Source organism: Rheinheimera texasensis DSM 17496 (assembly GCF_000711985.1).
In the GTDB taxonomy this organism is placed as follows: domain Bacteria; phylum Pseudomonadota; class Gammaproteobacteria; order Enterobacterales; family Alteromonadaceae; genus Pararheinheimera; species Pararheinheimera texasensis.
On the sequence record NZ_KL544005.1, the window covers coordinates 147,919 to 172,875 of the forward strand.

Sequence of the window (24,957 nt, forward strand, 5' to 3'; positions counted from 1 at the left end):
GGAGCTCTGCATAATGTATAAATCAATGATCACACTGGCGATGGCGCTGAGCCTGCCATTGGCCCAGGCACAACAAGTCCGCGAAATTCCGGAGCTGCAAGTGCAAAACGCTGCGGTCACTACCGAACAAGTCACTGGCGCTGGCAAAGAGCTGCCGTTACAAGCGACATTTGGTACCTACATCACAGTCGCCGGTTTTAGCGCGACCACGGCAGATACAGTGTTAACAGCTGACACTGTGGCGACTTTAGGTGAGCACAAGGTCTATGCCAACCCGGCACAGGCAAAACCTGCGGTACTGACCGAAAACACTGTAGTGCGTAACCTGATCAGCGGTGAGCTGGCGATTGTGACAGGCCGTATCAGCGTGCTGACACAAGACGTTGCTGCCCTGAATGCCGCTGCAGCCAAGTTAGGTTTAAAGCCACTGAAAAGTCTGCGTAAAGGCCAGCTGCAGATGTTGCAGGCCGGTGCTAACGCCGATTTACTGCAGCTGACACAACAGCTGCAACAAGTCGCTGGTGTCAAGACGGTTAAACTGGATGTGCTGGATAAACGCCACACGGCGCAATAACAGTGTAACACCAAAGTAAAAGGCGCCTTCTGGCGCCTTTTTTATCACGGGCTGATATCGATAAAATCAGCTCGCTATCATACTGCTTTTTTCGCTGCGATATATTGGTCCACTACCCGCTCCAGAATTGCCAATGGCATAGAACCATTTTGCAGTACGACATCATGGAAATCGGTCAGCTTAAACTTATCGCCAAGCTCTTTTTGTGCCTTGCTGCGCAGTTCCAATAACTTCATCATACCGACTTTATAAGCACAGGCCTGTCCGGGCATCACGATATAACGCTCAATCTCAGACTCCACATCAGATTTAGCCATGCCGGCATTGCCAGACATATAGGCAATCGCCTGTTCGCGCGTCCAGCGTTTGTGATGGAGGCCCGTATCGACAACCAGCCGGATGGCACGGAATAATTCGGCCTGTAACCGCCCTAAATCACCAAAAGGGTCATCCTTATACAAACCAAGTTCCGCCATCAGCCGTTCGGTGTACAGCGCCCAGCCTTCTGCATAAACAGTAAAAGGCAAAATATTACGGAAAGTTGGCAACCCCTTCAGCTCCTGCTGAATAGCAATCTGGAAATGATGGCCCGGTATACCTTCATGTACGGCCAGCGTTTTCATACCAAATTTGGGTGTGGCGCGGATGTCATACAAATTAGCGAAAAACACACCCGGACGGGAACCGTCCATCGCCGGTGGATTGTAATAAGCGCCGGCCGAGGTTTTTTCAGCAAATTCCGGCACGCGCTGCACGTCCATCGCCGCTTTCGGTCTGATATTAAAAGCTGGCGTCAGTTTGGTTTCGATATCAGCGATAATGGTTTTGTAATCTGCCAGTATTTGCTGCCGGCCTTCATTACTGTCCGGATAGAGGAATCTCGGGTCGTCGCCTAACGCTGTCATCATCTGGGCGACATTGTCACCGCTGATGCCTTGGGCCTGAAGAATCGTCAGCATTTCCTGCTGAATACGCGCAACTTCATCCAGGCCCATCTGGTGGATTTGTTCCGGCGTTAGATCTGTGGTGGTATGTTGTTTCAACGCATAAGCGTAATACTGCTCGCCGTCCGGTAACTTCCAGACGCCGTCATCAGTCGTTGCGGTCGCAACAGTATCGGTCAGGTAACCCGTCAGCTTCTGATAGCCCGGTAACACCGATTGCTCTATCGCCGCTTTGACCTGAGTGGTCAGGCCGCTACGTTCGGCTTCCGTCAGACCTTCAATTTTACCAATGGCGGTGGTGAAGTGGGTATACAGCAGTTGCTGTTCGACTGCGCCAGCCGTCAGCCCTTTGACTTCACTGAGTACTTTTTCCAGCACAAAACGCGGTGGCACCACCCCTTGGGCGGCGCGGATATTTAAATCTTCCACCACCTGGCCAAATACCCGGTCAAACTGATTTAACCGACTAATGTATTGTTCTGCATCAGTTTTATCTTTCAGTTGATGGGTGTTGACCATAAAACGTGGCAACATATTCTGCACGCCAAATAACTGATTGACCGGATAATCGTGATAGCGCCACTTTTCCCCTTCGGCCTGATGCGCCATGAACCATTCCAGCATGTCGTAATTGAGCTTTTCAGCGTCGGTCATGCTGTCGCGATCGTAACTGCGTAAGGTTGCCAAATCTGCTTTCAATTTCGCGAACTGCTTGTCACCGCTGGCCTGAGAACGGTCATCCAGCTCGGCATTGTGGCCACGAATACCAAGGCCTTCCAGCAACCGCAGCTGACTGAGCAGCTCCGGGCTTTGTAGACCAAACTCGAGAAATACCCGCTCATAAAATACCCGACTGGAGACTGGCTTAAACCAGATCGCATTAACTACAAAAGCCGCCAGTACCAAAAGCGCCAGCAACAATAAACGCCCAAACCATTTCCACATCGAAGTTCCCCTTTTTTATATTTATAAACAGATGCTTAAGTAATGTTGTCAGCAACAGCGTCCACCTTATCCAAGACAGCGCAAAAAAAACACAATTAAACTGGTCCGCGCTGCATATTTTTTTTGTCGCTGTTTTCGATTAAACTACGCCCCCAATGCAAAAGGTCCGCCCCGGATGGCAGAGCTGCTCAATTTAAGTGGTAGGAGTACTCATTATGGCCAAAGCCTGTGCATGTCATATTCTGGTGAAGACCCAGGAAGAAGCGGAACAACTGAAAAAACAACTGGCCAAAGGCGCCAATTTTCAGGACCTTGCGAAAAAACACTCATTATGTCCTTCTGGTAAAAAGGGTGGTGACCTTGGTGAGTTCAGACCGGGTCAGATGGTCAAAGCCTTTGATGAAGTGGTGTTTAAAAAGCCGGTGCTCGAAGTGCATGGCCCGGTGAAAACCCAGTTTGGTTTCCACCTGATCAAAACCCTCTATCGCGCCTGAGGCGCATTTCAAGCGAGCCCTGCATGCAAATTATTCAGTGCCAGTATGAGTCAGACGCGGCGCAAATCCTCGAGATTTTCAACCACGCCATTTTGCACACAACTGCGCTATATGAATACAAGCCCCGCACCATGGCGACGATGCAGCAGTGGTTCGCCAATAAAACAGCCGGTAATTTCCCGGTGATTGGCCTCAAAGCCGACGATGGTACTTTATTGGCCTTTGGCAGTTACGGTACTTTCCGTGCTTTTCCAGCCTTTAAGTATTCGGTAGAACATTCGGTGTATGTGCATCCGGACCATCAGGGCAAAGGCCTTGGCCGGCAGATGCTGCAGTTGCTGATTGAAGCGGCGAAGTCACAGGATTATCACTTATTAATCGGTGGTATTGATGCCAGCAACAGCGGCAGTATCGCGCTGCATCAGAAGCTTGGTTTTGTCCACAGCGGTACGATTACACAAGCCGGATTTAAATTCGGCCGTTGGCTGGATTTAGCCTTTTATCAGCTGACACTGCCAACGCCGCAGCAACCGCAGGATGATTAAGGTTTTTCATCGCAAAACGCCCGCTTAACGCGGGCGTTTTTTTCCGGTCAGTTCAGCACGCAGTCGCGCTTTTTCCTGTGACAACTTGCGATTGTTGGAAAACTTCTTCTTCGGTTTCACCTCATCCTGCTCATCTGCAGCTTTATGGGTGCCTTTGCTGGAATGGTTAAAGCGCGGGTCGTGTTCGTAGCCCGGAAATACCTGTTGCGTGATCACCTGCTTGGTCAGCAGTTCAATCTCTTTGAGCATCGGCAAATCGTCCGGCGTCACCAGGGTGACGGCAAGACCGACATTACCAGCGCGGCCGGTGCGACCGATGCGGTGCACATAATCTTCGGCCTGATGTGGCAGGTCGTAGTTGACCACGATCGGCAGCTCTTCGATATCCAGCCCCCGTGCCGCGATGTCGGTTGCCACCAGCACCCGCACTTTGCCTTCTTTAAAATCCTGCAGCACCTTAGTGCGGTGGCCCTGGCTTTTATCGCCATGAATGGCCTGAGCGTCGATGCCATCGAGTTGCAGCTGCTTGCTTAAACGGTCGGCTCCAAACTTAGTACGGCTGAAAATCAGCACCTGCTGCCAGTTCTTTTTGCCAATGACTTCGGAGATCAATTCACGTTTACGCTGTGAATCGACCCGGTATGCCAGCTGCTCAACCCCCGCAGCGGTGGAGTTGGCTTTGGCCACTTCCACCAACACAGGGTTATCTAATAGAGAATCAGCCAGCGTTTTTATTTCCGGCGAAAAAGTTGCAGAGAAAAACAACGTCTGCCGCTTTGGCGGTAACTTCGCCATGATACGGCGAATGTCATGGATAAAGCCCATATCTAACATCCGATCGGCTTCATCCAGTACCAATACTTCAAGCTGATACAGGCTGATACTTTGCTGATGCAAATGGTCCAGCAAACGCCCTGGTGTCGCAATCAGAATATCGAGGCCGCCGGCAGCTTGTTCCAGTTGCGGATTCACCGACACCCCACCATAAAACACCGCAGTTTTCAGCGGAAGATGCCGGGCATAAGCGGCAACATTGTCCGCCACTTGCTGCGCCAGTTCGCGCGTTGGCGTTAAAATCAGGCAACGTACCTGTTTCGCCACTAATGGTGTGGGCTCGCTGCTGAGCTTTTGTAAAATCGGTAAGGTGAATGCAGCGGTTTTGCCGGTGCCGGTCTGCGCGCCGCCTAATACGTCTTTGCCCTGTAAAATCAGTGGAATTGTTTGTTGCTGGATAGGCGTTGGCGTCTGATAGCCTTGTTCGGCGATGGCCGTTAGAATAGGCGGCGCAAGGGCCAAATCGGTAAATTGCATAACACCTCAATAAAATAACCAGCTGCAGGAGCCGCATTGCAGAGCGCGATTATAGCAGAAACAGCCGAGGCGTCGCAGTGGCAGCTTTATCTGGTGCGCACCAGCAGCGGCAGCCTGTATGCCGGTATTTCGACAGACCCAAAACGCCGGCTGCGTCAGCACCAGGGCGAGCTTGCCGGCGGGGCCAGAGCTCTGCGCGGTAAAGGCCCGTTGCAGCTGGTCTGGACTTTCACAGCCTGTAACCGCAGCCATGCCTGTGTGCTTGAGTATCAGCTGAAGCAACTGAAAAAAGCCGACAAAGAACGCCTGGTTCAGGGGCATTGGCAGCCCGACTGGCTGCTGCACAGTCCTGCCACTCAAAGCACGGTCGACTCAGTGCAGTCAGCTTCCACCGAAGTCGCATAGGCAAGTGGTGGAAAAACCGGTAGTCTCCTACAGAGCCTGTTGTCTTCTACTCTGAGATTTGTTGCCCCGTGGACAATTTTATCCTGATCCTGATTTACCTGAGCCTGGGTTTTGCCATGCGCCGGGTACCGAAATTCCCGGCCGACACGCCGGTCGTGCTGAACACTTTTGTTATGTATGTCGCACTGCCGGCCTTAGTGCTACAGAAAATCCCGTCACTGCATTTTTCCTGGGATTTACTGATCCCGGCGTTAGTACCGTGGATTTTGTTGTTACTGGTCAGTGCTTTAATCTTGGCGCTGGGCCGTTTGCTACACTGGTCACGTGACATTATCGTGGCGCTGCTAATTGTGCTGCCATTGGGCAACACGTCCTTCCTTGGGTTTCCAATGATTGAAGCGCTGTTTGGCGGCGACTGGCTGCCTTATGCGATGATTTACGACCAAATCGGCTCTTTTGTTGCGCTGGCGACCTGGTCGACCATTCTCGCCGCACTCTATGGCGTGAATGCAGTGCAAAGCAAAGTATCGGCAGCGGCTATGGCGATGCGCATTCTGACCTTTCCGCCATTTCTGGCGCTTGTGGTCGGTTTATCGCTCAAAGCCTGGACTTATCCGCCATTGCTACAGACCACGTTAGATAACCTCGCAGCCACACTGGTGCCACTGATTATGTTTGCGGTGGGTTTTCAGCTGAAATTTTCACTGGCCGGTGAGCGTTTGTCGCCACTGTTGAGCGGGCTTGGCATCAAACTACTGCTGATGCCGCTATTGGTTTTGGCGGGAGCTATGCTGCTGGATTTATCCGGCAAAGCAGTGCAGGTTTCTGTGTTCGAAGCGGCGATGCCGCCGATGATCTCGGCCGGCGCTATTGCGATGATGGCAGGCCTGGCACCACGGTTAGTGGCGGCGCTGGTGGGTTTTGGTCTGCTTTTAAGTTTTATCACCCTACCGCTCTGGGCTTGGCTACTTCACCAGATCTGAGTTTTCAGTTGTTTTTCTGGCGTAACGTAGACATATCAGCCTGGTCCAGCAGCAACAAAGCCGACAAAATGGTGTCACTGACTTTGTGATAAAACTCCAGGTCAACGCGCTCAAAAGTGTCAGTCGGCTGATGATAGTCCGGATGGTCCGGCACGCCGAAATAAACAAAAGGCACCCCTTCTTTGGCAAAAATGCCGTGGTCACTGGCATCACTCCAGTCCTGCACCCGCCCTGCTACAGCTGCAGGTCTGTCGTGACCAAATTTCAGTGCAACCAGACTATCTTGTTGTAACGACTGTAACAGCGGCAACAACGCCGGATGCTGATAGGTGCCCACCGCAAACAGTTGCGCTTTAGTATCGCGGCTTAACATATCCAGATTGACGTTCAGCGCCAGTTGCTGTGGGTCTAACAGTTTGCCGGCAAATAACTGTTTGCTGCCATGCATGCCTTGTTCTTCGTGATCTACCGCGGCAAAAATCAGTGAATGTCGCGGCGGATGCGTCTGAAAATAAGCCGCCAGCGCCAGTATAGCCGCCACTCCCGACGCATTATCGTCTGCGCCAGGATAGACGCGATTGTGATGCACACCAACATGATCATAATGGGCGGTGAGAACAATGGCAGGTAGCTGTGGATCAGTCCCATTGATTTTACCGACGAAATTTACGCCGTCACTTTGCCCGTCAGTTTGATATCGTTGTGTAAAACCATCAGTACCGGCAGGAATGAGGCCAAGCTCAGTAAAACGCCGTTGCAGAAACTGCCGCGCCAGCTCACTACCCGGCTGACCTGGTCGCCGGCCAGCCATTTCGCTCGATGCCAAAGTGCTGAAATCCGCCGTTTGCTGCAGCTGGTCAAGTCTTGGCTGATACCTGGTGCGGCTGACACCTGGCTGTGCGTCAATCCGCGCCTGTTCCGCCCTGGTCAATTGCTGCTGACCAACCTGATAAAACGGCCACAACGTCGCCGCCAAGACCACGCCGACCGCCAGCAACTGGCCAACACGCCTGAACCATAACGCCATCGACACACTCCTGTTTTTTTCTATACGACCCAAGCTGCTTCTTGATCAAAAATGGCGGTTTGACCGCCATTTTTAAAAACATCACTTTGCAACCGGTGCAATCAACAATCCCGCGCCAGCTGCAGTAACTTCGGTAAAAACTCTTTATCCATTTTCGCCAACTCAATTTGCTCATCCAGCACGTCGTGCAGAATTTGGTCTGTGGTCAGCGGGTTCGCCAGCACAATGCGAAACACCACTGTATCCTGCCGATAATATCGAGCCGGCGTCAAGCGCGTACGCGAGACAAAAGATTTGCCCTCTTCGCGCTGCCGCTTCTGGATAAACTTGGTGAGACCACTGAGCAAATCATTGAATTTTTTAAGTTTATCAACATCACCGGCGGCTTTTGCTTTCTGCATGGCCTGTTGTACCGAGGCCGGCACATAACGATAGGTCAACAAACACAACTCAGGCGCAGTGACCAATTCAAAATCGGCATGTAAATCGATCAGACCCGCAAAATAACGCGCCTTTTCTAACGAACGGTTGATCAGAATTTCATAGCCTTTGCGGCCAATCACCTGCAAACAGGCATGCACCAGCATCGCCATGCCGGGGCGCGAGCCTTCAAGCGTCTGACTACCTAAATCTTTGGAGCCTTTACGCAGGATATATTCAGCGTGATGTTCAATCGCATGTGCGCTGGAAGGATGCTTAAACACCACCATACCGGCCCCCATCGGCACATACATCTGCTTGTGCGCATCGATAGTCACTGAATCGGCGAGCTCAATGCCTTTGAGCAGATAGCGGTATTTGTCTGACAACAAAGTGGCGCCGCCCCAGGCCGCATCGACATGGAAATGACACTGCAGCTCAGCGGCGAGTGTTGCAAGTTCGGTTAACGGGTCAACATTGCCGGTTTCGGTCGTGCCGGCAACACCAACAATCGCCATCACCCGGATGTGTCGCGCCTGCAGTTCCAGCGCTTTTTCGCGCATCTTTACGACGTCCACTTTGTTGTTGTCGTCAGTGGGGATCGGGATCAGCATATCGCGGCCAATGCCTAACAAATCGGCGGCTTTTTTCAGCGAATAATGGCCACGTTCTGATACCAGAATAGCCAAATCGTCATAGCCATAATGCCGCATGGCGCGGAACAGGCCTTCTTTGGCCACGCCTTTAAAATCACCGTCCGGCTTCAGCAGCCGGTTACGCGCTATCCATAGTGCCGTCATATTGGCGACTGTGCCGCCGGAACAAAACGCGCCGAGCGAATGATTAGCGCTATGCTGCCATTTTTTGTAGAAACCTTCGGTTTCGCCATAGACCAGATGGTGCATCATACCGAGCACCTGACGTTCCAGCGGCGTAAAGGCTTTGGACGTTTCGATTTTGACCAGATTCTGATTCAGTCCGACCATCATTTTTGATAATGGCAACACAAAATAAGGTAAGGCAGAGGTCATGTGACCAATAAAACTCGGCGCAGCGGTGTGGACTGAATGAGCCACCAGCTTTTGCATGATATTTTCAGCGTAATCAGAGACAAAAGTCGGTTCTGCCGGGATCTGATAAGCCTGGAAGTCGCGTTCGATTTGCCACAGCGGTTTTTCCACTGCGACAATACTTTCGCGCAGGAAACCGGCCAGATTCTGCGAAATATTCTGCTCGATGATACTCAGGGTCGAATCCGGTGCTTCAGGGACGGTAAAGATCCGCCACAGAGCCTCTTCGGACGCTGTTGCCAGTCGTTTGTTATCTGTCATTTATCCTCGCCGTGGTGAACTCAGACTCTGTGGTCTGTTGGCGCCTGAAGCGCGTGGGCTCTGCGGTGGCCCAAAGGAAGCAATGTACTAAAACACATAGCAAATGTCTTTAAAAAATATCCGGACTGGTCTGCGCTGTTTTAATTGCGCCTGAGGGTCAGCCGGTGCCGCCCCTCAGGCAATTTATTGGCGCTAACTAACCGGTACTAGCTACGCAGTCCGGTGCCGCGGCGGATCAAACGCATCGCGATGCCAAACAACACGACAATCAGGCCAATCAGCACTGCATACGCCAGTGTCAGACTGACATCGGAATGGCCCAAAAAGCCGTAACGGAAGGCATTGACCATATACACAATCGGATTCAGTGTCGACACGCCCTGCCACAACTCTGGTAGCAGACTCAGCGAATAAAATACCCCACCTAAATAGGTTAACGGCGTCAGCACAAAAGTCGGCACAATGCTGATGTCATCAAAGGTTTTGGCATAGACCGCATTAATCAGGCCACCCAGTGAAAACACCGCCGAAGTCAGTAACACGGTGCTAACGATGACCCACAAATGGTGGATGCGGATATCGACAAAAAATAAACTCAGCACAGTGACAATCAGGCCCACCAGCACACCACGCGCCACGCCTCCGCCGACAAAACCCAGCACTATGATGTAATTAGGTACCGGTGCGACCAGCAGCTCTTCAACATTACGCTGAAACTTGGCACTAAAAAAACTCGACGCTACGTTGGCATAAGAATTGGTGATCACTGACATCATAATGAGGCCAGGCACTATGAATTCCATGTAACTAAAGCCGTGGATTTGGCCAATCTGGCTGCCGATTAAGTTACCAAAAATAACAAAATACAACGTCATGGTAATGGCCGGTGGCACCAGCGTTTGCACCCAAATCCGCAGGAATCTGTTGGTTTCTTTATTCAGAATGCTTTGCAGCGCAATCAGATATCTTGGTTTAAACATCAGTGTTTCCCCTCACCAATCAGGCTGACAAACAGCTCTTCCAGCCGGTTAGCTTTGTTGCGCATCGACAACACTGTGATGTCCTGTGCTGCCAGTGCAGCAAACACGGCGTTCAGGCCCTGATTTTTTTCCACATCCACTTCAAAACTGTGGTCGTCGAGTTTGCGGGTAACAAAACCCTGCAGCGTCAAATCAGCGCGGCCAGACTGCAGGTCCAGCACAAAAGTTTCTTTATTCAGCTTGCCCAACAAGGCTTTCATCGAAGTGTTTTCAATGATGCAGCCTTTGTCGATGATGGCGATATTGCGACACAGCATCTCGGCTTCTTCCAGATAATGCGTGGTCAAAATGATGGTTACGCCTTGTGCGTTAATCTCTTTTAAAAACTCCCACATCGAACGGCGCAGTTCAATGTCAACGCCGGCGGTTGGTTCATCGAGGATTAACAGCTTTGGTTCATGCATCAAAGCACGGGCAATCATCAGCCGGCGTTTCATGCCACCGGATAATTCGCGTGAGCGCGCGTGACGTTTTTCCCACAGGCCAAGCTGGCCGAGGTATTTTTCCGCCCGCACTAAGGCAACACTTTTCGGCACGCCGTAATAACCGGCCTGATTGACCACAATCTGCAGCACAGTTTCAAACTGGTTAAAGTTAAATTCCTGCGGCACTAGACCCAACTGGCTTTTGGCATCTTCAAGCTGAGTATCAGTATCAAAATCAAAGACTTTGACCACGCCTGAGGTTTTATTGACTAAAGCACTGATGATGCCAATCGTCGTGCTTTTACCCGCACCATTGGGACCTAACAGCGCAAAAAAATCACCTTGCTGTACATCTAAGTCGATGCCATTTAAGGCTTTGGTGCCACTTTTATAACTTTTGTGCAGATCACGAATGGATAAGGCCAGCGTCACAGCGTGTTCCTCTTTATCGCCAGGCGATTGTGTGTGGATTCAGTAATCTCTGATGTGGATTAATCTTTGGCAGCCTGGGGTTGATAACCCCAACGCGGCATCAGCTGCTGCGGCAATCCCAAATGGTCCAGTAATCGGGCCACCATAAAATCAATCAAATCTTCAATAGTCATGGGCTGATGATAAAACCCGGGCGCCGCCGGCATAATAGTGGCGCCCAGTTTGGCTAACACCAGCAGGTTTTCCAGATGCAAGGCACTTAAGGGCGTCTCGCGCGGCACTAAAATCAACTGGCCTTTTTCTTTAATGACAACATCGGCTGCCCGCTCAATCAGGTTGTCGCTCATGCCATGGGCAATAGCGGCCACAGTGCCGGTCGAACAAGGGCAAATCACCATAGTTTTCGGTGCGGCCGAGCCGGACGCCACCGGTGAGAACCAGTCGTCTTTGCCGTAGACTGCCAATAAATGGGGGGCACAGCCAAAGATTTCAACCAGCTGCGCCTGACAGGCCTGTGGATTGCCATTGAGTTTTAAATCGTGCTCAGTGGCAAACACCACTTTGGCAGCACTAGAAATCAGCAAATGCACTTTGACATTGAGGCTCAGCAACACCTGCAGCAGGCGCCAGCCATATAAAGCACCGGATGCACCGGTAAAGGCCAGCGTAACTTCACGCTGGGAGGAAACACTGTGTTGAACGGTCAGATCATTACTAACATGCATAAAAGTGCCTTTTTGCTGAACGCAGCTGGCTTATGCCGCAGCCAGCGCCTGTAACAACTTATCGTGAATGCCGCCGAAGCCACCGTTACTCATCACCAGAACCGAATCGCCCGGCTGTGCTGTGGCGACAATCTGCTGCACAAGCTTGTTGATATCCTGTTCCACCGTCGCCGGAATGGCGCATTGCTGGCTGATTTGCTCAGACAAAGCACCAAGTGACCAACCGCTGTTGGCTGGTTCAAACAGGAACACCTGATCAGCTTTTTGCAGTGACGCCGGTAAGGCTTCTTTGTGCACGCCCATGCGCATGGTGTTAGAACGCGGTTCCAGTACGGCCAGAATACGCTGTTGGCCCACCCTGGCTCTTAATCCGGCCAACGTCGTTTCAATCGCAGTCGGGTGATGGGCAAAATCATCATAGACGCTGACACCATTGACGACACCTTTGAGTTCCAACCGACGTTTGGGCGCGACAAACTGATTCAGTGCTTCGATTGCAATAGCCAGCGGCACGCCGGCGTGCTGTGCTGCAGCCAGCGCCATCAGACCATTGTCGACACTGTGCTGACCACACAAAGCCCAGTTCACAGTGCCTTTAACTTCGCTGCGGAAACTGACTTCAAAGGCAGAGCCGTCGGCCTGTAGCAAGCGCACTTGCCAGTCAGAACCGCTTTGTTGCTGTTCACTCCAGCAGCCCATATCAAGTACTTGCTGTACTGCCGGCACATCCGCTTGAGACAGTACTAAGCCGTTGCCAGGCACCATCCGCAATAAATGGTGGAACTGGCGCTGAATGGCCGCCAGGTCCGGGAATATGTCGGCGTGGTCAAATTCGAGATTATTCAGAATTAAAGTGCGCGGCCGGTAATGTACAAACTTGCTGCGTTTATCAAAAAACGCCGTGTCGTATTCGTCGGCCTCGATGACAAAAAACGGCGCATCGCCTAAGCGTGCCGACACATCAAAATTTTGCGGGATGCCGCCAATCAAAAAACCAGGCTTTAAGCCGGCGAATTCCAGAATCCACGCCAGCATGGTGGTGGTCGTGGTTTTGCCATGCGTACCGGACACCGCCAGCACCCAACGGTCGCGCAGCACTGTTTCCGCCAACCACTGCGGGCCTGAGGTATAAGGAATATTGCGATTGAGAACATATTCAACACAAGGATTACCGCGGGACATCGCGTTACCAATGATGACTAAATCCGGCGCCGGCTCAAGCTGCGCCGGGTCGTACCCCTGTGTCAGGCTGATACCGAGTTCTTCGAGCTGTGTGCTCATCGGCGGATACACATTGGCGTCAGAGCCTGTGACCTGGTGGCCTAAACTTTTGGCAATGGCAGCAATACCGCCCATAAAAGTGCCGCAAATACCCAAAATATGAAGATGCATGAAGTTGTCCTGCTTTAGATTTTCCCGCGCCTGGATCCACGAGCGGGCTTTTGTCGGTATTTTCCGGCATTGTAACAAAAGCACAACCGGCTTTTTCGAAATAAAATCGGTGATAAAAATGCAATTTTTAGCCAGATTCTTTAAACTCTGGCCCCACCAATAAGTGCACGGTCAGGTACGCGGCCAGCAGAGCCATATTTAAGCGACCGGCCAGGCCCCAACCCTACACTAACAGAAGGATATACCGATGCGCCGTCTGGCTCCTGTACTGCGACAAGATGGGGTCGATACCGACCTGATTGCTCTGATTAAAACCATTCTGGCCGCCTGTAAAGAAATCTCCTTCCGGGTTGGACAAGGCGCATTAGCGGGCGTACTGGGTTCAACGCTGGATGAAAACATCCAGGGCGAAACGCAGAAAAAACTCGACGTACTGGCCAACGAACTGCTCAAAGACATGATCCTGGAAACCGGCGTGGTCAAAGCCATTTCCAGTGAAGAGGAAGACCACACCGTTGCCGGCAATCCGCAAGGCCGTTATCTGGTGACGTTTGACCCGTTGGATGGCTCGTCCAACACCGATATTAACAGCCTGATTGGCACCATTTTTTCAATTCTGCCGGCGCGTGATAACGTCGATGCTGCGGATGCCGCACAGTTTTTACAACCCGGCACCGCACAGTTGGCCGCCGGTTATGTGTTGTATGGCCCGTCGACTATGCTGGCGCTGACTACAGGCCAGGGCACCCGGCTCTACACGCTGGACAAAACTTATGGCGGTTTCCTGTTAACGCAGGAAGAAGTGGCGATTCCGTCAGTCACCGCCGAGTTTGCGATTAACATGTCGAATCAGCGCTATTGGCAACCCGGCATGCAGGCTTATATTGGCGATTTGCTTTTGGGTAAAGCCGGCCCGCGCGGCAAAAACTTTAATATGCGCTGGATTGCTGCCATGGTCGGTGACGTGCACCGCATTTTGTGTCGTGGTGGGATCTTTATGTACCCAACCGATACCAAAGACCCAAACAAACCGGACAAACTGCGGCTGATGTACGAAGCTAACCCGATGAGTTTCCTGGTAGAACAAGCCGGTGGTGCAAGCTCCACCGGTTATCAGCGCATTATGGAAATCCAACCGGTGGACATTCACCAGCGCGTTGCAGTGATCCTGGGGTCTAAACACGAAGTCGACAGCTGCCTGAAGTATCATCAGGCCTGAATCAAGCGACGCCCGACCAAAGTCAGGGCGCACAACGATAGCGATTTTTAATGTCGCCGGTATAATAGGCGGCACTGCATGTTCAATAAATAAGGAAGCATCATGAGCTTAAGTCTGGTCCCGGCGGGTAAAAATCTGCCAGATGAAATCAACGTCATCATCGAAATCCCGGCCAATGCCGACCCAATCAAATACGAAGTCGACAAAGACAGCGGTACAGTTTGGGTCGACCGTTTTATGTCTACGCCAATGTTTTATCCGTGTAACTACGGTTTTGTGAACCACACGCTGTCTCTGGATGGCGACCCGGTTGACGTGCTGGTACCAACCCCATATCCATTAGTACCTGGCGCGGTGATTAAATGCCGTCCGGTTGCCGTGCTGAAAATGGCTGACGAAGCAGGTGAAGATGCCAAAGTACTGGCAGTCCCAATCAGCAAACTGACTAAAATCTATGACCACATTCAAGACATCGGTGACGTGCCTGAACTGTTAAAAGGCCAAATCCAGCATTTCTTCGAACGTTACAAAGAGCTGGAACCAGGCAAGTGGGTGAAAGTGATTGGTTGGGGCGACAAAGCGGAAGCCAAAGCTGAGATCCAAACCTCATTTGAACGCGCGCAGAACAAATAATTTAGTTCCGTGATCAAAGACACAGGCCCGCACTGCCGGGCCTGTTTCATTAACTGAGCCAAATCGCGAATTTTCAGTACTATCCCATTCTTTACATTCATAAATTCTGTTCTAATGCCCTGAGATTGCTGCGCCAATCCAAATTGCTGTCTATACTCGAAAGTGATTTCAAATCAAAGATATTCAAAATAATACCGGCCTTTGCGCTGATCCAACGGGGTAATCATCTATGGAATTTTTGCAACGCCTTTCGATTGCGAAAAAAATCTATTTAATCCCCCTCATTGGCACCCTGATGTTTGTGGTGTTTCTGGGGCTCTCTACCAAAACCGCTTTGAGTAACGTCAAAACTCTCGAAAGTACCAGAGACATACAGTTTCCTGTGCTACAAGCCTCTGAAAGCGCGCTGGTTTCACTGGAACGGCTGAAAGAAACTCTGGCCAGCGCGGTCACCACCGGCGACGAAGAAGCACTGAATGGTGCCAATAAACTTGCAGAACAAATGAAAAAACAGCTGACGACTGTCGGCCAGCTGGAATCTGAGGTCAGCCGCGAAGTCGGCCAAATCCTGCAATCTTTTGACGCTTATTACACTGTCGCATTTAAAGTGTCGCAGGAAATGGTCAGCAATACCGCCGACATGGCAACCATTGGCGAACGCTCGCAAAAAATGAATGCAGATTACGAAAACACGGTCAAGAAACTGACTTCATTTCGCGACGTGCAGTTAAAACAATTTAAAAGTGCTATTGATGACGCCAACAGCCAGGCCTCACAGATGATTACCGTCGGTGTCATTATGATGGTCATCACTGTGCTGGCGCTATTTGGTACTGCCCTGCCTGTGGTCAAAGGCATCGATAGCAGTCTCGGCCATATCATTCGCTCGCTACGGGATCTCGCAAAAGAAGATGGTGATTTGACAGTACGGATCCAGACCAATTCCAAAGACGAACTCGGCGATCTGGCCTTCTGGTTCAACTCTTTTATGGAAAAACTGCAGGGCGTGGTGAAAGAAATCGTCAATACTGCACTGCCATTGTCTTCATTGGCCAAAGACTTACACCAACTGACCGACGATACTAACAGAACTATCGCCGTGCAACGCAAAGCAGCTGATCAGGCCAAAGTTGCGGTCGATGATATGAGCAACAGCGTCATCGCCGAAGCCAGCAGCGCAAACGAAGCCTCTAGTGCGGCGAATGACTCCAACGTTGCAGCTGACCGCGGTCAGCAAACTGTTGGTGTCACAGTCAATAACATCCGCCAACTGGCAAATAATGTGCAGGAAGCTTCTGAGGTTATCCTGAAACTGGAAACAGATGCCAACCAGGTTGGCGCTGTGCTGGATGTGATTAAAGGTATTGCGGAGCAAACCAACCTGCTGGCGCTGAACGCCGCCATTGAAGCCGCGCGTGCCGGTGAACAAGGCCGTGGCTTTGCGGTGGTCGCCGACGAAGTCCGCACTCTGGCGTCCAGAACCCAGAAATCTACAGAAGAAATTCAGAAAACCATTGAACAACTGCAATCCGCCGCTCGCTCTGCGGTTCAGAAAATGCAACAAAGTACGGTACAAGCAGATCAGAGCGTTACTTCAGCCAATCAGGCCGGTGATTCACTGCAAGCCATTACCACCAGTATCCGCCGCATTCGCGAGATGAACCAGCACATTGCTTCTGCCACTGAAGAGCAGCAAGTGATGGCCGGGACTATCGTGGGGCACGTGGTCGATATCGTCAAACACACTGAACACACTTCACAAAGTGCAGGGCATATTGCGAAAGCCAGCCGCGAACTGGCGAATCTGGCGCAAAACCTGGAAAACATCGCCCGGTTATTCCGCGTTTAATACTGAATATACAGCGGCTTAGGCCACTGCTAAAAAAATGCCGCTTGAAGCGGCATTTTTTATTATCAATTCAGGCTGACTCAGGGATGCCAGCTGCGGATAAATGCCAGCAGTTCTGGCGTCGGCATCGGTTTGGCATACATAAAGCCCTGCACTTCGTCACAGCCCATCGCTTTAACCACGGCTGCCTGTTCCGGCGTTTCGATCCCTTCAGCAATAGTCGATAAACCCAAGCGTTTGCCCAGACTAACAATGGTTTCAGCAATGACTGACCCATTCGGCTTGGAGCAATCCCGCACAAAAGCGCGGTCTACTTTAATCCGGTCTAGTGGTAACTGTTGCAGGTAACTCAGACTGGAGAAACCGATGCCAAAATCGTCAATAGCCACTTTAATGCCATGCGCTTTGAGCTGACTCAAAGCCTCGATAACGATTTTTGGTTCGTCCATCACCACAGATTCTGTAATTTCCAATTCCAGCATTTGAGGGTCAATCTTCGCGGCCTGCACCGCATCAATCACTGACTTGACAAAATTTGGACTGCGGAACTGAGGCATCGACACATTCACCGCAATACGCAGTGGCTCCAGGCCTTGTGCAGTTAAATAGTGAATTTGTTGGCAAGCCTGCCGGATCACCCAGTCACCAATCTCCACAATCAGTCCGGAGTATTCAGCCAACGGAATGAAAACCGCTGGGGAAATATAACCGCCCTGCCCATCCGGCCAGCGCAAAAGCGCTTCCATGCCAATAACTTTATTGTCACTCAGCGAAATCTGCGGCTGATACCACAACGCCAGCTTCCCCTGAGCAAAATCTTGTCTTAACCGACGCAGCAAAGCCAGGCGTTCGGCCATCTGATCTTCAAGCTCAGCGTGGTAAAACTCATAGTTTTGCGACAAGCTTTTTTTCGCCCGGTTCAGCGCAATGTAAACCTGCTTCAGAATACCCAACCCCTGGCGCACCGTATCAGTTAGCCGGCAAAAGCCAAAAGTTGCATTGATTTGTAAGCTGTGCTCTGACGCCTGAAACGGCGTGGCGAACACCGCGTTTAACTGCTGCGGCGTTAACTGCGCTTCAGGCCCGATTAAACCAAACACATCAGCACCGATCCGGGCTATTTGCGCAATATCACCAAACTTTTCCACCAGCCGGTGTGTGACTGCCACTAATAACTCGTTGCCAACTTCCTGGCCTAAACCGTCATTGACATCGGAGAAGTGATCGATATCAATCAGCACCGCGACTGTCTGCTCTGGCGCCAGCCGGCGGGTTTCCTGCAGCAGTTGGGTGTATTCGTTTCGATTCGGTGTTTTGGTCAGCGGGTCTATATAAGCCGCGTGTTTTAGCTGCTGAAATAACGTAACGTTTTCATAGCCAATGGAAATATTACTGAGGAAAACCTCAATCAGCTGCCGGTCAAAATCTTCAATCGGCCTGTTGGTTTCGATGTAAACAGCGGCGCTGTGCTCAGCATTCCCGAGGTACAACACGGTGTCAAAGGCAGTAAAAATATGGCGTTTTTCCGCCAGACATTGCAGGATTTGTTGAATAATCCGTTCATTGCCCAGCCGTTCCAGTTTGCACTTAATGTAGGGCGCATAATGTCCCGCCGCCCCCAGTACATAAACATTGTCACTGGCAGAACCGTCATCCTCAATCTGGGCACACAACACGCCTTCTGCGTGCAGGCCAATCAATGAGGATATCTGTGTCACCACGCCTTCAGAAAACTCGTGCAGTGAATGCTGCTCGAGTAAATTGGCGCCGGCATTGATGATTTTCTGTAAGCCCAGCCGGTTTTGGTTAATAGTGCGGATTTGCTGATATGAACGGATCGAAGAAATAATCGAAGTCACCAGCTTGCTGCGTGTCAACTCAGTCTTGGTTTTGTAGTCGTTGATATCATATTCTTTGATAACACTTTCTTCAGGTGCATAACCAGGTTGACCTGTACGTAACACAATCCGCACTTCGTCCATGCCAAGTTGTTCTCTGATTTGTTGCACCACCAGTAAACCGGCATCGTCAGATTCCATCACGACGTCTAGCAAAATCACAGCAATGTGGGGATTTTTTTTCAGAAACTCGATAGCGGCACGGCCAGAATAAGCATGATGAAATACCAGCTTTCGGCCCTGAACCAGTAAATCACTCAAGGCCAGTCGTGTGACAGTATGGATTTCTTCATCGTCGTCAACAATGAGCAAATGCCATTCCCCAGTGACCTGAGGCGCTGGCGTATATACACTCTCGTCTTCTGCGAGGAACAGAAAATCATCATCTGTTACTTTTGAAACCATTCAACGACCTTATCCTTAGAGTCTCACCGGGCAACACTGACGTGAATTCCATGTTGTTGTGCCTGAACGGTTCCGTTCATACCACCTGTGAGCCAACATCAACGACTGAATTAGTGCTTTCTTACACTATACCCTTAACTAAAAAAAGCAATCAATTTTACGCCAGTTTGCCGCGCAAAACGGCCTGCTCGGGTCTTATGACAAACCAATGACACAAGTTTTTACCTCTCAGCAGTAGCGGGCAGTCAGCAACGGCCGATACAATGAATTTGTCATACCTGGGATACGGAAGCGCCATGAGTAAAGTTCAATATATGTCAGGCCAGCAACGGCTGAAACATCTTGCCAAACATCAGCTCGGTCAGGATTTGACTGGGCAGACCAAACCGGCAGAACATGCCGGCAATACCATTTCTATTCAGCAAATCCGTCAAGCCCAAGCCGTGCATCTGCAGCTGTCAGCCAGAGCTGGCGTCGCACCAGATGCAGAATTACCCGAAGACAATATCCGCAGCCGGGCGGCCCGCCGCCGGCAGATGACTATAGAGCGGCAGCAATACAATCTGGAAAAAGTAATGGTGCTGGCACAGGAATACTGTACAGATCAGGCCGTGACTCAGGATATAGACCCCGACTGGTTTTATCACTACTGCGAACACGTGCAGAACATCTCGGCCTTGGCCATGCAAAAACTCTGGGCGAAGATTCTGGCAGCGGAAATCAGTTCACCCGGCAGTTTCTCCTACAAAACGCTGAATATTCTCAGGCAAATGCACCATAAAGATGCACAGGCCTTGCAGTTAGCCAGCAGCTTAAGCTGCCGCATTTCGTCGCAGGAACCGGCACATATTTATTTCAGTTATCTGCAGCAGGGCTCTTTCTGGCAATGGATACGCGGCCGTAATCGTGGTGTACTGAATCTGAGTCAGTTTGGTCTGACTTATCCGCAAATTCTCAGTCTGATCGACTTAGGCCTGTTGCATCCGGCAGAGATCGAAAGTGGTGTGATGACAAAGGGGCAGCAGTTGCAGTGGCAATTTCCACAAACACCATTAACGGGCCGGCTGAAAGCCAACAGCATTGTGCTGCAATATTACAAATTTACCCACAACGGCGCTGAACTGATGAGCCTGCTGTACAGTCCGGTAAATCCGCTTTACCTGCAGGCTCTACAGACGTTATACAGCAGTGTCATTGAGTTTCAGCCACAGGCCTGACCTTGGACAAAATGTGCGCGATTTTGCGGGCATCCAAAGGCTTGATCATCACGTCATCCATCCCCGCAAGACGGAAACTCGCCGCTTCTTCCGGCAAGGCGTGGCCGGTAAACGCCAGGATAACCGTTTGCTGATGGTGCCGCAGTTGGCGGATCCGTTTGGTAACTTCTACTCCGCTTAGGTCCGGCAACTGAATATCCATCAAAATCAACTGATACCTGCTGTTACTCGCCAATTTCAGCGCTTCCTGACCGGTCACCGCAAAATCAATATTAATCCCTTGCCCTTCCAGCATTGCGCGAACAAAGCTGAGGTTTGTCTGGTTGTCATCGACGATTAGCAGTTGCTGATTGGCAAACTGGCAACCCGGCTGGGGTAAGTCCTGCAAGTCGGCCAGCAGTAATGGTGAATCAAATTGTGCTACGCACGCCATCTCGGCAAAAACAGCTTTTACAGACTTCCCGGCAAATACGACAAGCTGATAACGCAAGCTCAGCTGCTGCAGTTGCTGGAGGTCGGCAGCATTGAGGCCGTTATCATGCAAGTGGACAACAATTGTATCTATCAGACGGCTTTGCAGCACCTGCTGAAGTTCGCTGACGCTCGTTGTGGCAACAACTTGCTCGCTAACGCCATGAAGACTTTGACGCCATATCTCCAGCCAGCCCGGGCATGGGTCAAAAATAGCCAGATTCTGAAAACGTTTCGTCAGCTGCCGGTCACGCCCAACGACAGGCACATTGCAGAGTACACGGGTCCCGAGATCGGCCAGTTCCTGGATCTGTAGCTCAGCGCCTAATTGCTGCATCAGCAGATAGCAAAACTCAAAGGCAATATCTGTCCACTGCGGTTCAGCACAAGGGCCCTTAGTCAGGATCTGCCGACTGCGCGCACTGAGACTTTTGCCGGTGTATTGGAACTTCAGTTGTAGCTTATCCCGAGTGCCGCTTTCAAGACGATAGCTAAGCTGCATTTCCTTACCATCGGCCAATGGACTTAGTGCCTGCAGCAGAGAAAACATCAGATGATGCAGCAATTTACCATCTAATAACACCTGACACCGTGTCGCCGCAGGGTCTTCATCCGGCAGCAATAACAAGTTCTGTGACCAGCTTTGCTGAATTTCACGCAAAGCGCCGGCAAACCAGTGAGACAAACTCTGCACAACCGGTTGTTGTTGTTTTTCTGTTTGCTGGCGCCATAACAGCAGTGCCAGCCACTGCTGCACTTCCGCGTCATTCATATGCTGAGCCTGTTCGGCCAGTAATTGCCAACACAGCAAGTCACGATTCATATGCAAATGACGCTGTTGAAGTAGTGACAGTTGTTGCGACAGTTCTTTGCTGGACTCGTAATGGGTTTGCTCAGTCTGTTTAAGCTGTTGTTGAGCATGCTGTAGCTGACAAACACTGTCACGCTGTTGATTGACCAATTGTTGAACGGCGTCCAGCAGCGGAGCAACACCTAAAGCTGCAGATAACGGATTATTACCGCACAGAATCTGCCAGAGTCGTTGGTAACTGTGTTGTTGTCGTCGTTCCAGTAATAGAAAGCCCAGCCCAATGGCCACAGTAACTACACCGGACAGCAACAGCCACAACCAGGGAAAGGATACTTTTGCGGTAGAGAGTTGCAATTGCCGGCCATCCGCCAACGATGTATTCAGGATCAATGCATTTTCAGCCACCAGGCCCACCGCCACCATTGGGGAGCCATCCGCTGCCCGAATATGTAGCGCCAATTCCGGAATTTCGGTCAGATTTTGCACCAGAGTCAGGATTTCAGCATTGCTCTCTGTCTGTACGTGCAAATGCTCATTAAGCCGGTCAGCCAGCTGCTGCAGCTGCAATTGCTGTGTATCTTGCTCGTGATGGTAGTACCACAAGCCCACTCCAGCCGTGGCAAGTTGCACGATAATAATCACGGCCAGAAGCAGTTTTAATTTTGGCATGCTGCAAATCCGAATTGATAAAATCCGTCAGATCTTCGTAAACAACAGATTCAAGGAAATGTCAGTATAACGGGCATGGGATCCCGGCGGCAACCGCTCGTGACAATCCCACAGACAATTGCGACACATTTTTTTTACAAAATCAAAAATCTAAATACAGTCCGACAAAGCCACCGGAACTGCTCGCTTGCACATCGAGGTGATCGCGGTCTGAAATATCCTGCTTGTTGTATTGCCACCCTGCACGCACATATCCCTGAAACATTGCGACATCAATAAGACGCCAGGCGATGCCTGCTTGCCAGTCGTAAGTTAGATCACTTTGGTAGCGGCTGTAATTGCCTTTGGCAAACACAACTGTATCAGTGCCCCACACACCTATTTCAGTATCCAGATAGAGCATCGGGAGCAAAACGGATAAATCTGCCGTATTGTTGATACTGTTGGAATTGAGCTCAGATTTTACCTTTAACTGACGAACCGTGAGTCCAAGATCAATACTGAGCAGCGGATTATCGATCAACTCATAGTAAGCCGTCACATCGTAGTGTTGATATTTCTGGTATTGCCGGATGTTCTGACCAGCGCTGTAAACAGTTTGTCCAAGTTGCAAACTGTCCAGCAGTGGCGCCTGCGCAGAATAATCATTTTGCTGATAGCGTGCAGCAAAATTAGGCAGCAGCGGGATTGGGTGTTCAAAACGCGCCGCCCATGCCAGGCCATTTGCATCTTGTAGAGACCACCGGCCTGCAGCACCGGTATTGCCTGCAACCACTTCAGGTTTGGCCTGCCAATACTCCAGACCAGCACGCACGCCCAACATATCCGCCGTTACCGGGCCTGCTACAAACAGGCTGCCAAAAACCATCCTGGCCAAGAATTTCATATTCTATCCTTGTGACAACAATTCAGTTAAATCAATCAGAGCTGCATTCGCACGGGAAATGTAGTTTGCCATGACTAGGCTATGATTGGCTAAAACACCAAATCCACTGCCATTTAAAATCATCGGTGTCCAAATTGTCTGCTGGGTTGATTCCAGCTCGCGGATAATCTGCTGCAGACTCACTGTGGCGTTTTTACGCTCCAGTACATCGGCGAAATCTACCTCAATAGCTTTTAGAAAATGCAGCAATGCCCAGCTGGCACCACGAGCTTCGTAGAATTCATTATCGATGCGCCACCAGGATGTTTTGATCATCATCTCATGTGGGGTCAGTGTGGACTGGCGAGCCGCCGCGTCTCCGGCTAAATCTGTGTTTAGCCGATCTTGACCAACGCTGGCACTTAAGCGCTGACTATAACTACCTAATCTTTTTTCCGCCTGTTTAAGCCAGTCACGCAGGTTATCTGCACGGGCGAAAAACTGATGCTCCTGATTATTCGGGTCCATCAATGCCTGACGGTATGCACGTAATAGTTTAACAGCTGCGGTATACTCATCTTCCGGCGTGGGCACCACCCAGCTGCGATGCTCAATGTTAAATTTAGGCTGCACCTGTTTCAACAAGCTATTTTCGACGGATTGTGATTGAGAACGGCTAAGGTCAGTGCGCATCGCTAAGGCGAGATCTCTGATCATTTCCAGCGCACCGAGCTCCCATGCCGGCATATCATCCATCAATACAAAAGGTGGCAAAATATCATTGCTGATAAACCCACCGGGTTTATAGAGCAAGGTTTCAGTGACATGAATCAACGTGTTAGTGGTTGTATAACCAACTACAGGTTTATCGTTACCCGCCGCCGTCTTTGCGATTTGAGCCACATCAAAGGCCGCAGGCTCATCGCTGTAATACAGCGCCATGCCCCACCCAATCAGTAAAGTACAGAGCAATAACGCGCCACCTATCATCAGCTTTTGCATGACAAATTCCTATTGTTTCGGGATCCGCGTGACACTGGCCTGGACTTCCTGTGAAGTACCATCTGACCATTGAAGACGCAGCTGCACCTGCTGGCCAAGGCTGATTTTTTGTACTGGCCGGAACAACATCAGATGCAGCCCGCCAGGCTGTAGATGTACCTGCTGACCAGGTTCAATAACAATTTGGTCTATCTCGGTCATTTGCATCATGCCGCCGACCATTTTGTGCGTATGCAACTCGATAGCACCAAAGTTGTTACTGTTGACTGACACTAAAGCAACTGGCGCAGGCCCTTTGTTGTGCAGAGAGAAATAACCGGCACTGAGGCTTTTTCCCGGTAATGGTTCCCGCACAGTTGCATTCGTGATTTCAACCTGTGCTGCCCACAGGTTGAAAGATAATAAACTTACAGCATACAGAATGAATTGTTTCATCACGGGCTCCTGCGTTATTAATATGCATATCTTACACAGGAGCCATACGTTTGTCAGACCACATAACGGTTAGGTAAAATCAATGCCGCAGCCAGATACGCCACTAATAAGACTGTGGGCATCGCCAAAAACGCAAATACGGCGACACAACGAATCAGTGTTGTATTATGCCCGTAGGCGCGTGCTAAGCCGCCGCAGACGCCGGCAATTTTGCGATCCGCTTTATTACAGTACCAACGATTATCACGATGAGTTCTCATCACAGTCTCCTGATAGTTAAAGTTCAACCGAAGACAATCAAATCGCATGCCAGTATTTTTACTGTTAAATATCAATGCGTTACAGGAATTCACTTTGACAAAAACTCGAACGCACGGATAAAAAACCAACTTTTGCAGTTTCAGCTTAAAAAATAGTGAATTTAACGAAATGAGGGTATCTGAAAAAAATGCAAAAAAAACCCGGTACTGCTAAGACCGGGTTGTCGATG

At 50.6% G+C, this 24,957-nt stretch carries 23 protein-coding genes; 9 read left to right on the forward strand and 14 right to left on the reverse strand.

Annotated features, from left to right (window positions below; genetic code table 11):
* Positions 1-13: 13 nt before the first annotated feature.
* Complete coding sequence (locus Q399_RS0111310; RefSeq protein ID WP_031568521.1) at positions 14-574, forward strand: hypothetical protein; 561 nt, start codon at positions 14-16, stop codon at positions 572-574.
* A 77-nt stretch (positions 575-651) separates the two neighbouring features.
* On the opposite strand, the gene Q399_RS0111315 is transcribed toward Q399_RS0111310, so the two are convergent.
* Positions 652-2,463 (reverse strand): DUF885 domain-containing protein, encoded by a 1,812-nt coding sequence (locus tag Q399_RS0111315; RefSeq protein ID WP_031568522.1) that lies wholly within the window; start codon positions 2,461-2,463, stop codon positions 652-654.
* A gap of 215 nt (positions 2,464-2,678) precedes the next feature.
* Between Q399_RS0111315 and ppiC the strand changes: the two genes are divergently transcribed.
* Positions 2,679-2,957, forward strand: coding sequence for a peptidylprolyl isomerase PpiC (gene ppiC, locus Q399_RS0111320; RefSeq protein ID WP_031568523.1), 279 nt, complete (start codon positions 2,679-2,681; stop codon positions 2,955-2,957).
* A gap of 23 nt (positions 2,958-2,980) precedes the next feature.
* Positions 2,981-3,502, forward strand: coding sequence for a GNAT family N-acetyltransferase (locus Q399_RS0111325; RefSeq protein WP_031568525.1), 522 nt, complete (start codon positions 2,981-2,983; stop codon positions 3,500-3,502).
* 24 nt (positions 3,503-3,526) lie between these two features.
* On the opposite strand, the gene Q399_RS0111330 is transcribed toward Q399_RS0111325, so the two are convergent.
* Positions 3,527-4,813 (reverse strand): DEAD/DEAH box helicase, encoded by a 1,287-nt coding sequence (locus Q399_RS0111330; protein ID WP_031568526.1) that lies wholly within the window; start codon positions 4,811-4,813, stop codon positions 3,527-3,529.
* 36 nt (positions 4,814-4,849) lie between these two features.
* On the opposite strand from Q399_RS0111330, the gene Q399_RS0111335 reads away from it, so the two are divergent.
* Together Q399_RS0111335 and Q399_RS0111340 are read left to right on the forward strand one after the other, a co-directional pair.
* Entirely contained in the window at positions 4,850-5,218 is a 369-nt protein-coding gene (locus Q399_RS0111335) for a GIY-YIG nuclease family protein (protein ID WP_245612879.1), read from the forward strand.
* 68 nt (positions 5,219-5,286) lie between these two features.
* The gene (locus tag Q399_RS0111340) at positions 5,287-6,201 is read left to right on the forward strand and encodes an AEC family transporter (protein WP_031568528.1); all 915 of its coding nucleotides are present in this window, start codon (positions 5,287-5,289) and stop codon (positions 6,199-6,201) included.
* 4 nt (positions 6,202-6,205) lie between these two features.
* Here the strand turns inward: Q399_RS0111340 and Q399_RS0111345 are convergent, their stop codons facing one another.
* The 6 genes from Q399_RS0111345 to mpl form a co-directional block, all read right to left on the reverse strand.
* The gene (locus tag Q399_RS0111345; protein WP_051685923.1) at positions 6,206-7,228 is read right to left on the reverse strand and encodes a M28 family peptidase; all 1,023 of its coding nucleotides are present in this window, start codon (positions 7,226-7,228) and stop codon (positions 6,206-6,208) included.
* 101 nt (positions 7,229-7,329) lie between these two features.
* Positions 7,330-8,979, reverse strand: a complete 1,650-nt coding sequence (gene panP / locus Q399_RS0111355) for a pyridoxal-dependent aspartate 1-decarboxylase PanP (protein ID WP_031568531.1) — start codon at positions 8,977-8,979, stop codon at positions 7,330-7,332.
* A gap of 206 nt (positions 8,980-9,185) precedes the next feature.
* Complete coding sequence (locus Q399_RS0111360; protein WP_031568533.1) at positions 9,186-9,959, reverse strand: ABC transporter permease; 774 nt, start codon at positions 9,957-9,959, stop codon at positions 9,186-9,188.
* The gene (locus Q399_RS0111365) at positions 9,959-10,876 is read right to left on the reverse strand and encodes an ABC transporter ATP-binding protein (RefSeq protein WP_031568535.1); all 918 of its coding nucleotides are present in this window, start codon (positions 10,874-10,876) and stop codon (positions 9,959-9,961) included. Before Q399_RS0111365 ends, Q399_RS0111360 begins: the two co-directional genes overlap by 1 nt.
* Positions 10,877-10,935: 59 nt before the next feature.
* Complete coding sequence (locus Q399_RS0111370) at positions 10,936-11,601, reverse strand: flavin prenyltransferase UbiX (RefSeq protein WP_051685924.1); 666 nt, start codon at positions 11,599-11,601, stop codon at positions 10,936-10,938.
* Positions 11,602-11,631: 30 nt separating this feature from the next.
* Positions 11,632-12,993, reverse strand: coding sequence for a UDP-N-acetylmuramate:L-alanyl-gamma-D-glutamyl-meso-diaminopimelate ligase (mpl, locus tag Q399_RS0111375; RefSeq protein WP_031568538.1), 1,362 nt, complete (start codon positions 12,991-12,993; stop codon positions 11,632-11,634).
* Positions 12,994-13,240: 247 nt separating this feature from the next.
* Between mpl and Q399_RS0111380 the strand changes: the two genes are divergently transcribed.
* The 3 genes from Q399_RS0111380 (at position 13,241) to Q399_RS0111390 (ending at position 16,694) form a co-directional block, all read left to right on the forward strand.
* Complete coding sequence (locus Q399_RS0111380; RefSeq protein ID WP_031568539.1) at positions 13,241-14,212, forward strand: class 1 fructose-bisphosphatase; 972 nt, start codon at positions 13,241-13,243, stop codon at positions 14,210-14,212.
* Between the two features lie 102 nt (positions 14,213-14,314).
* Entirely contained in the window at positions 14,315-14,845 is a 531-nt protein-coding gene (ppa, locus tag Q399_RS0111385; protein ID WP_031568541.1) for an inorganic diphosphatase, read from the forward strand.
* 229 nt (positions 14,846-15,074) lie between these two features.
* The gene (locus tag Q399_RS0111390; RefSeq protein ID WP_031568542.1) at positions 15,075-16,694 is read left to right on the forward strand and encodes a methyl-accepting chemotaxis protein; all 1,620 of its coding nucleotides are present in this window, start codon (positions 15,075-15,077) and stop codon (positions 16,692-16,694) included.
* Positions 16,695-16,774: 80 nt separating this feature from the next.
* Here Q399_RS0111390 and Q399_RS0111395 read toward each other — a convergent pair whose 3' ends face one another.
* Entirely contained in the window at positions 16,775-18,997 is a 2,223-nt protein-coding gene (locus Q399_RS0111395) for a two-component system response regulator (RefSeq protein WP_031568544.1), read from the reverse strand.
* A 296-nt stretch (positions 18,998-19,293) separates the two neighbouring features.
* Here Q399_RS0111395 and Q399_RS0111400 point away from each other — a divergent pair, with 296 nt between their 5' ends.
* Entirely contained in the window at positions 19,294-20,214 is a 921-nt protein-coding gene (locus Q399_RS0111400; protein ID WP_031568546.1) for a TIGR03899 family protein, read from the forward strand.
* Here the strand turns inward: Q399_RS0111400 and Q399_RS0111405 are convergent.
* From Q399_RS0111405 to Q399_RS0111425, 5 genes are all read right to left on the reverse strand, one after another.
* Complete coding sequence (locus Q399_RS0111405; protein WP_031568548.1) at positions 20,189-22,165, reverse strand: response regulator; 1,977 nt, start codon at positions 22,163-22,165, stop codon at positions 20,189-20,191. The two genes, Q399_RS0111400 and Q399_RS0111405, sit on opposite strands and share 26 nt — an antisense overlap.
* A gap of 142 nt (positions 22,166-22,307) precedes the next feature.
* A complete protein-coding gene (locus tag Q399_RS0111410; RefSeq protein ID WP_031568551.1) occupies positions 22,308-23,051 on the reverse strand; it encodes a TIGR04219 family outer membrane beta-barrel protein in 744 nt (247 codons plus the stop codon).
* Between the two features lie 3 nt (positions 23,052-23,054).
* On the reverse strand, positions 23,055-24,032 hold the full coding sequence (locus tag Q399_RS0111415; protein WP_031568552.1) for a DUF2333 family protein: 978 nt from the start codon (positions 24,030-24,032) through the stop codon (positions 23,055-23,057).
* Between the two features lie 9 nt (positions 24,033-24,041).
* The gene (locus Q399_RS0111420; protein WP_031568553.1) at positions 24,042-24,467 is read right to left on the reverse strand and encodes a copper chaperone PCu(A)C; all 426 of its coding nucleotides are present in this window, start codon (positions 24,465-24,467) and stop codon (positions 24,042-24,044) included.
* 53 nt (positions 24,468-24,520) lie between these two features.
* Positions 24,521-24,727, reverse strand: a complete 207-nt coding sequence (locus Q399_RS0111425; protein WP_031568555.1) for a PspC domain-containing protein — start codon at positions 24,725-24,727, stop codon at positions 24,521-24,523.
* Positions 24,728-24,957: the final 230 nt, after the last annotated feature.

Bases quoted from the DNA above. Each gene is read 5' to 3' on its own strand.
- Q399_RS0111315 (WP_031568522.1), bottom strand. From the start codon at position 2,463: ATGTGGAAATGGTTTGGGCGTTTATTGTTGCTGGCGCTTTTGGTACTG.
- Q399_RS0111370 (WP_051685924.1), bottom strand. From the start codon at position 11,601: ATGCATGTTAGTAATGATCTGACCGTTCAACACAGTGTTTCCTCCCAG.
- Q399_RS0111405 (WP_031568548.1), bottom strand. From the start codon at position 22,165: ATGCCAAAATTAAAACTGCTTCTGGCCGTGATTATTATCGTGCAACTT.
- Q399_RS0111330 (WP_031568526.1), bottom strand. From the start codon at position 4,813: ATGCAATTTACCGATTTGGCCCTTGCGCCGCCTATTCTAACGGCCATC.
- panP (WP_031568531.1), bottom strand. From the start codon at position 8,979: ATGACAGATAACAAACGACTGGCAACAGCGTCCGAAGAGGCTCTGTGG.
- Q399_RS0111390 (WP_031568542.1), top strand. From the start codon at position 15,075: ATGGAATTTTTGCAACGCCTTTCGATTGCGAAAAAAATCTATTTAATC.
- Q399_RS0111420 (WP_031568553.1), bottom strand. From the start codon at position 24,467: ATGAAACAATTCATTCTGTATGCTGTAAGTTTATTATCTTTCAACCTG.
- Q399_RS0111425 (WP_031568555.1), bottom strand. From the start codon at position 24,727: ATGAGAACTCATCGTGATAATCGTTGGTACTGTAATAAAGCGGATCGC.
- Q399_RS0111400 (WP_031568546.1), top strand. From the start codon at position 19,294: ATGAGTAAAGTTCAATATATGTCAGGCCAGCAACGGCTGAAACATCTT.
- mpl (WP_031568538.1), bottom strand. From the start codon at position 12,993: ATGCATCTTCATATTTTGGGTATTTGCGGCACTTTTATGGGCGGTATT.
- Q399_RS0111360 (WP_031568533.1), bottom strand. From the start codon at position 9,959: ATGTTTAAACCAAGATATCTGATTGCGCTGCAAAGCATTCTGAATAAA.
- Q399_RS0111415 (WP_031568552.1), bottom strand. From the start codon at position 24,032: ATGCAAAAGCTGATGATAGGTGGCGCGTTATTGCTCTGTACTTTACTG.
- Q399_RS0111345 (WP_051685923.1), bottom strand. From the start codon at position 7,228: ATGGCGTTATGGTTCAGGCGTGTTGGCCAGTTGCTGGCGGTCGGCGTG.
- Q399_RS0111325 (WP_031568525.1), top strand. From the start codon at position 2,981: ATGCAAATTATTCAGTGCCAGTATGAGTCAGACGCGGCGCAAATCCTC.
- Q399_RS0111310 (WP_031568521.1), top strand. From the start codon at position 14: ATGTATAAATCAATGATCACACTGGCGATGGCGCTGAGCCTGCCATTG.
- Q399_RS0111395 (WP_031568544.1), bottom strand. From the start codon at position 18,997: ATGGTTTCAAAAGTAACAGATGATGATTTTCTGTTCCTCGCAGAAGAC.
- Q399_RS0111380 (WP_031568539.1), top strand. From the start codon at position 13,241: ATGCGCCGTCTGGCTCCTGTACTGCGACAAGATGGGGTCGATACCGAC.
- ppiC (WP_031568523.1), top strand. From the start codon at position 2,679: ATGGCCAAAGCCTGTGCATGTCATATTCTGGTGAAGACCCAGGAAGAA.
- Q399_RS0111410 (WP_031568551.1), bottom strand. From the start codon at position 23,051: ATGAAATTCTTGGCCAGGATGGTTTTTGGCAGCCTGTTTGTAGCAGGC.
- ppa (WP_031568541.1), top strand. From the start codon at position 14,315: ATGAGCTTAAGTCTGGTCCCGGCGGGTAAAAATCTGCCAGATGAAATC.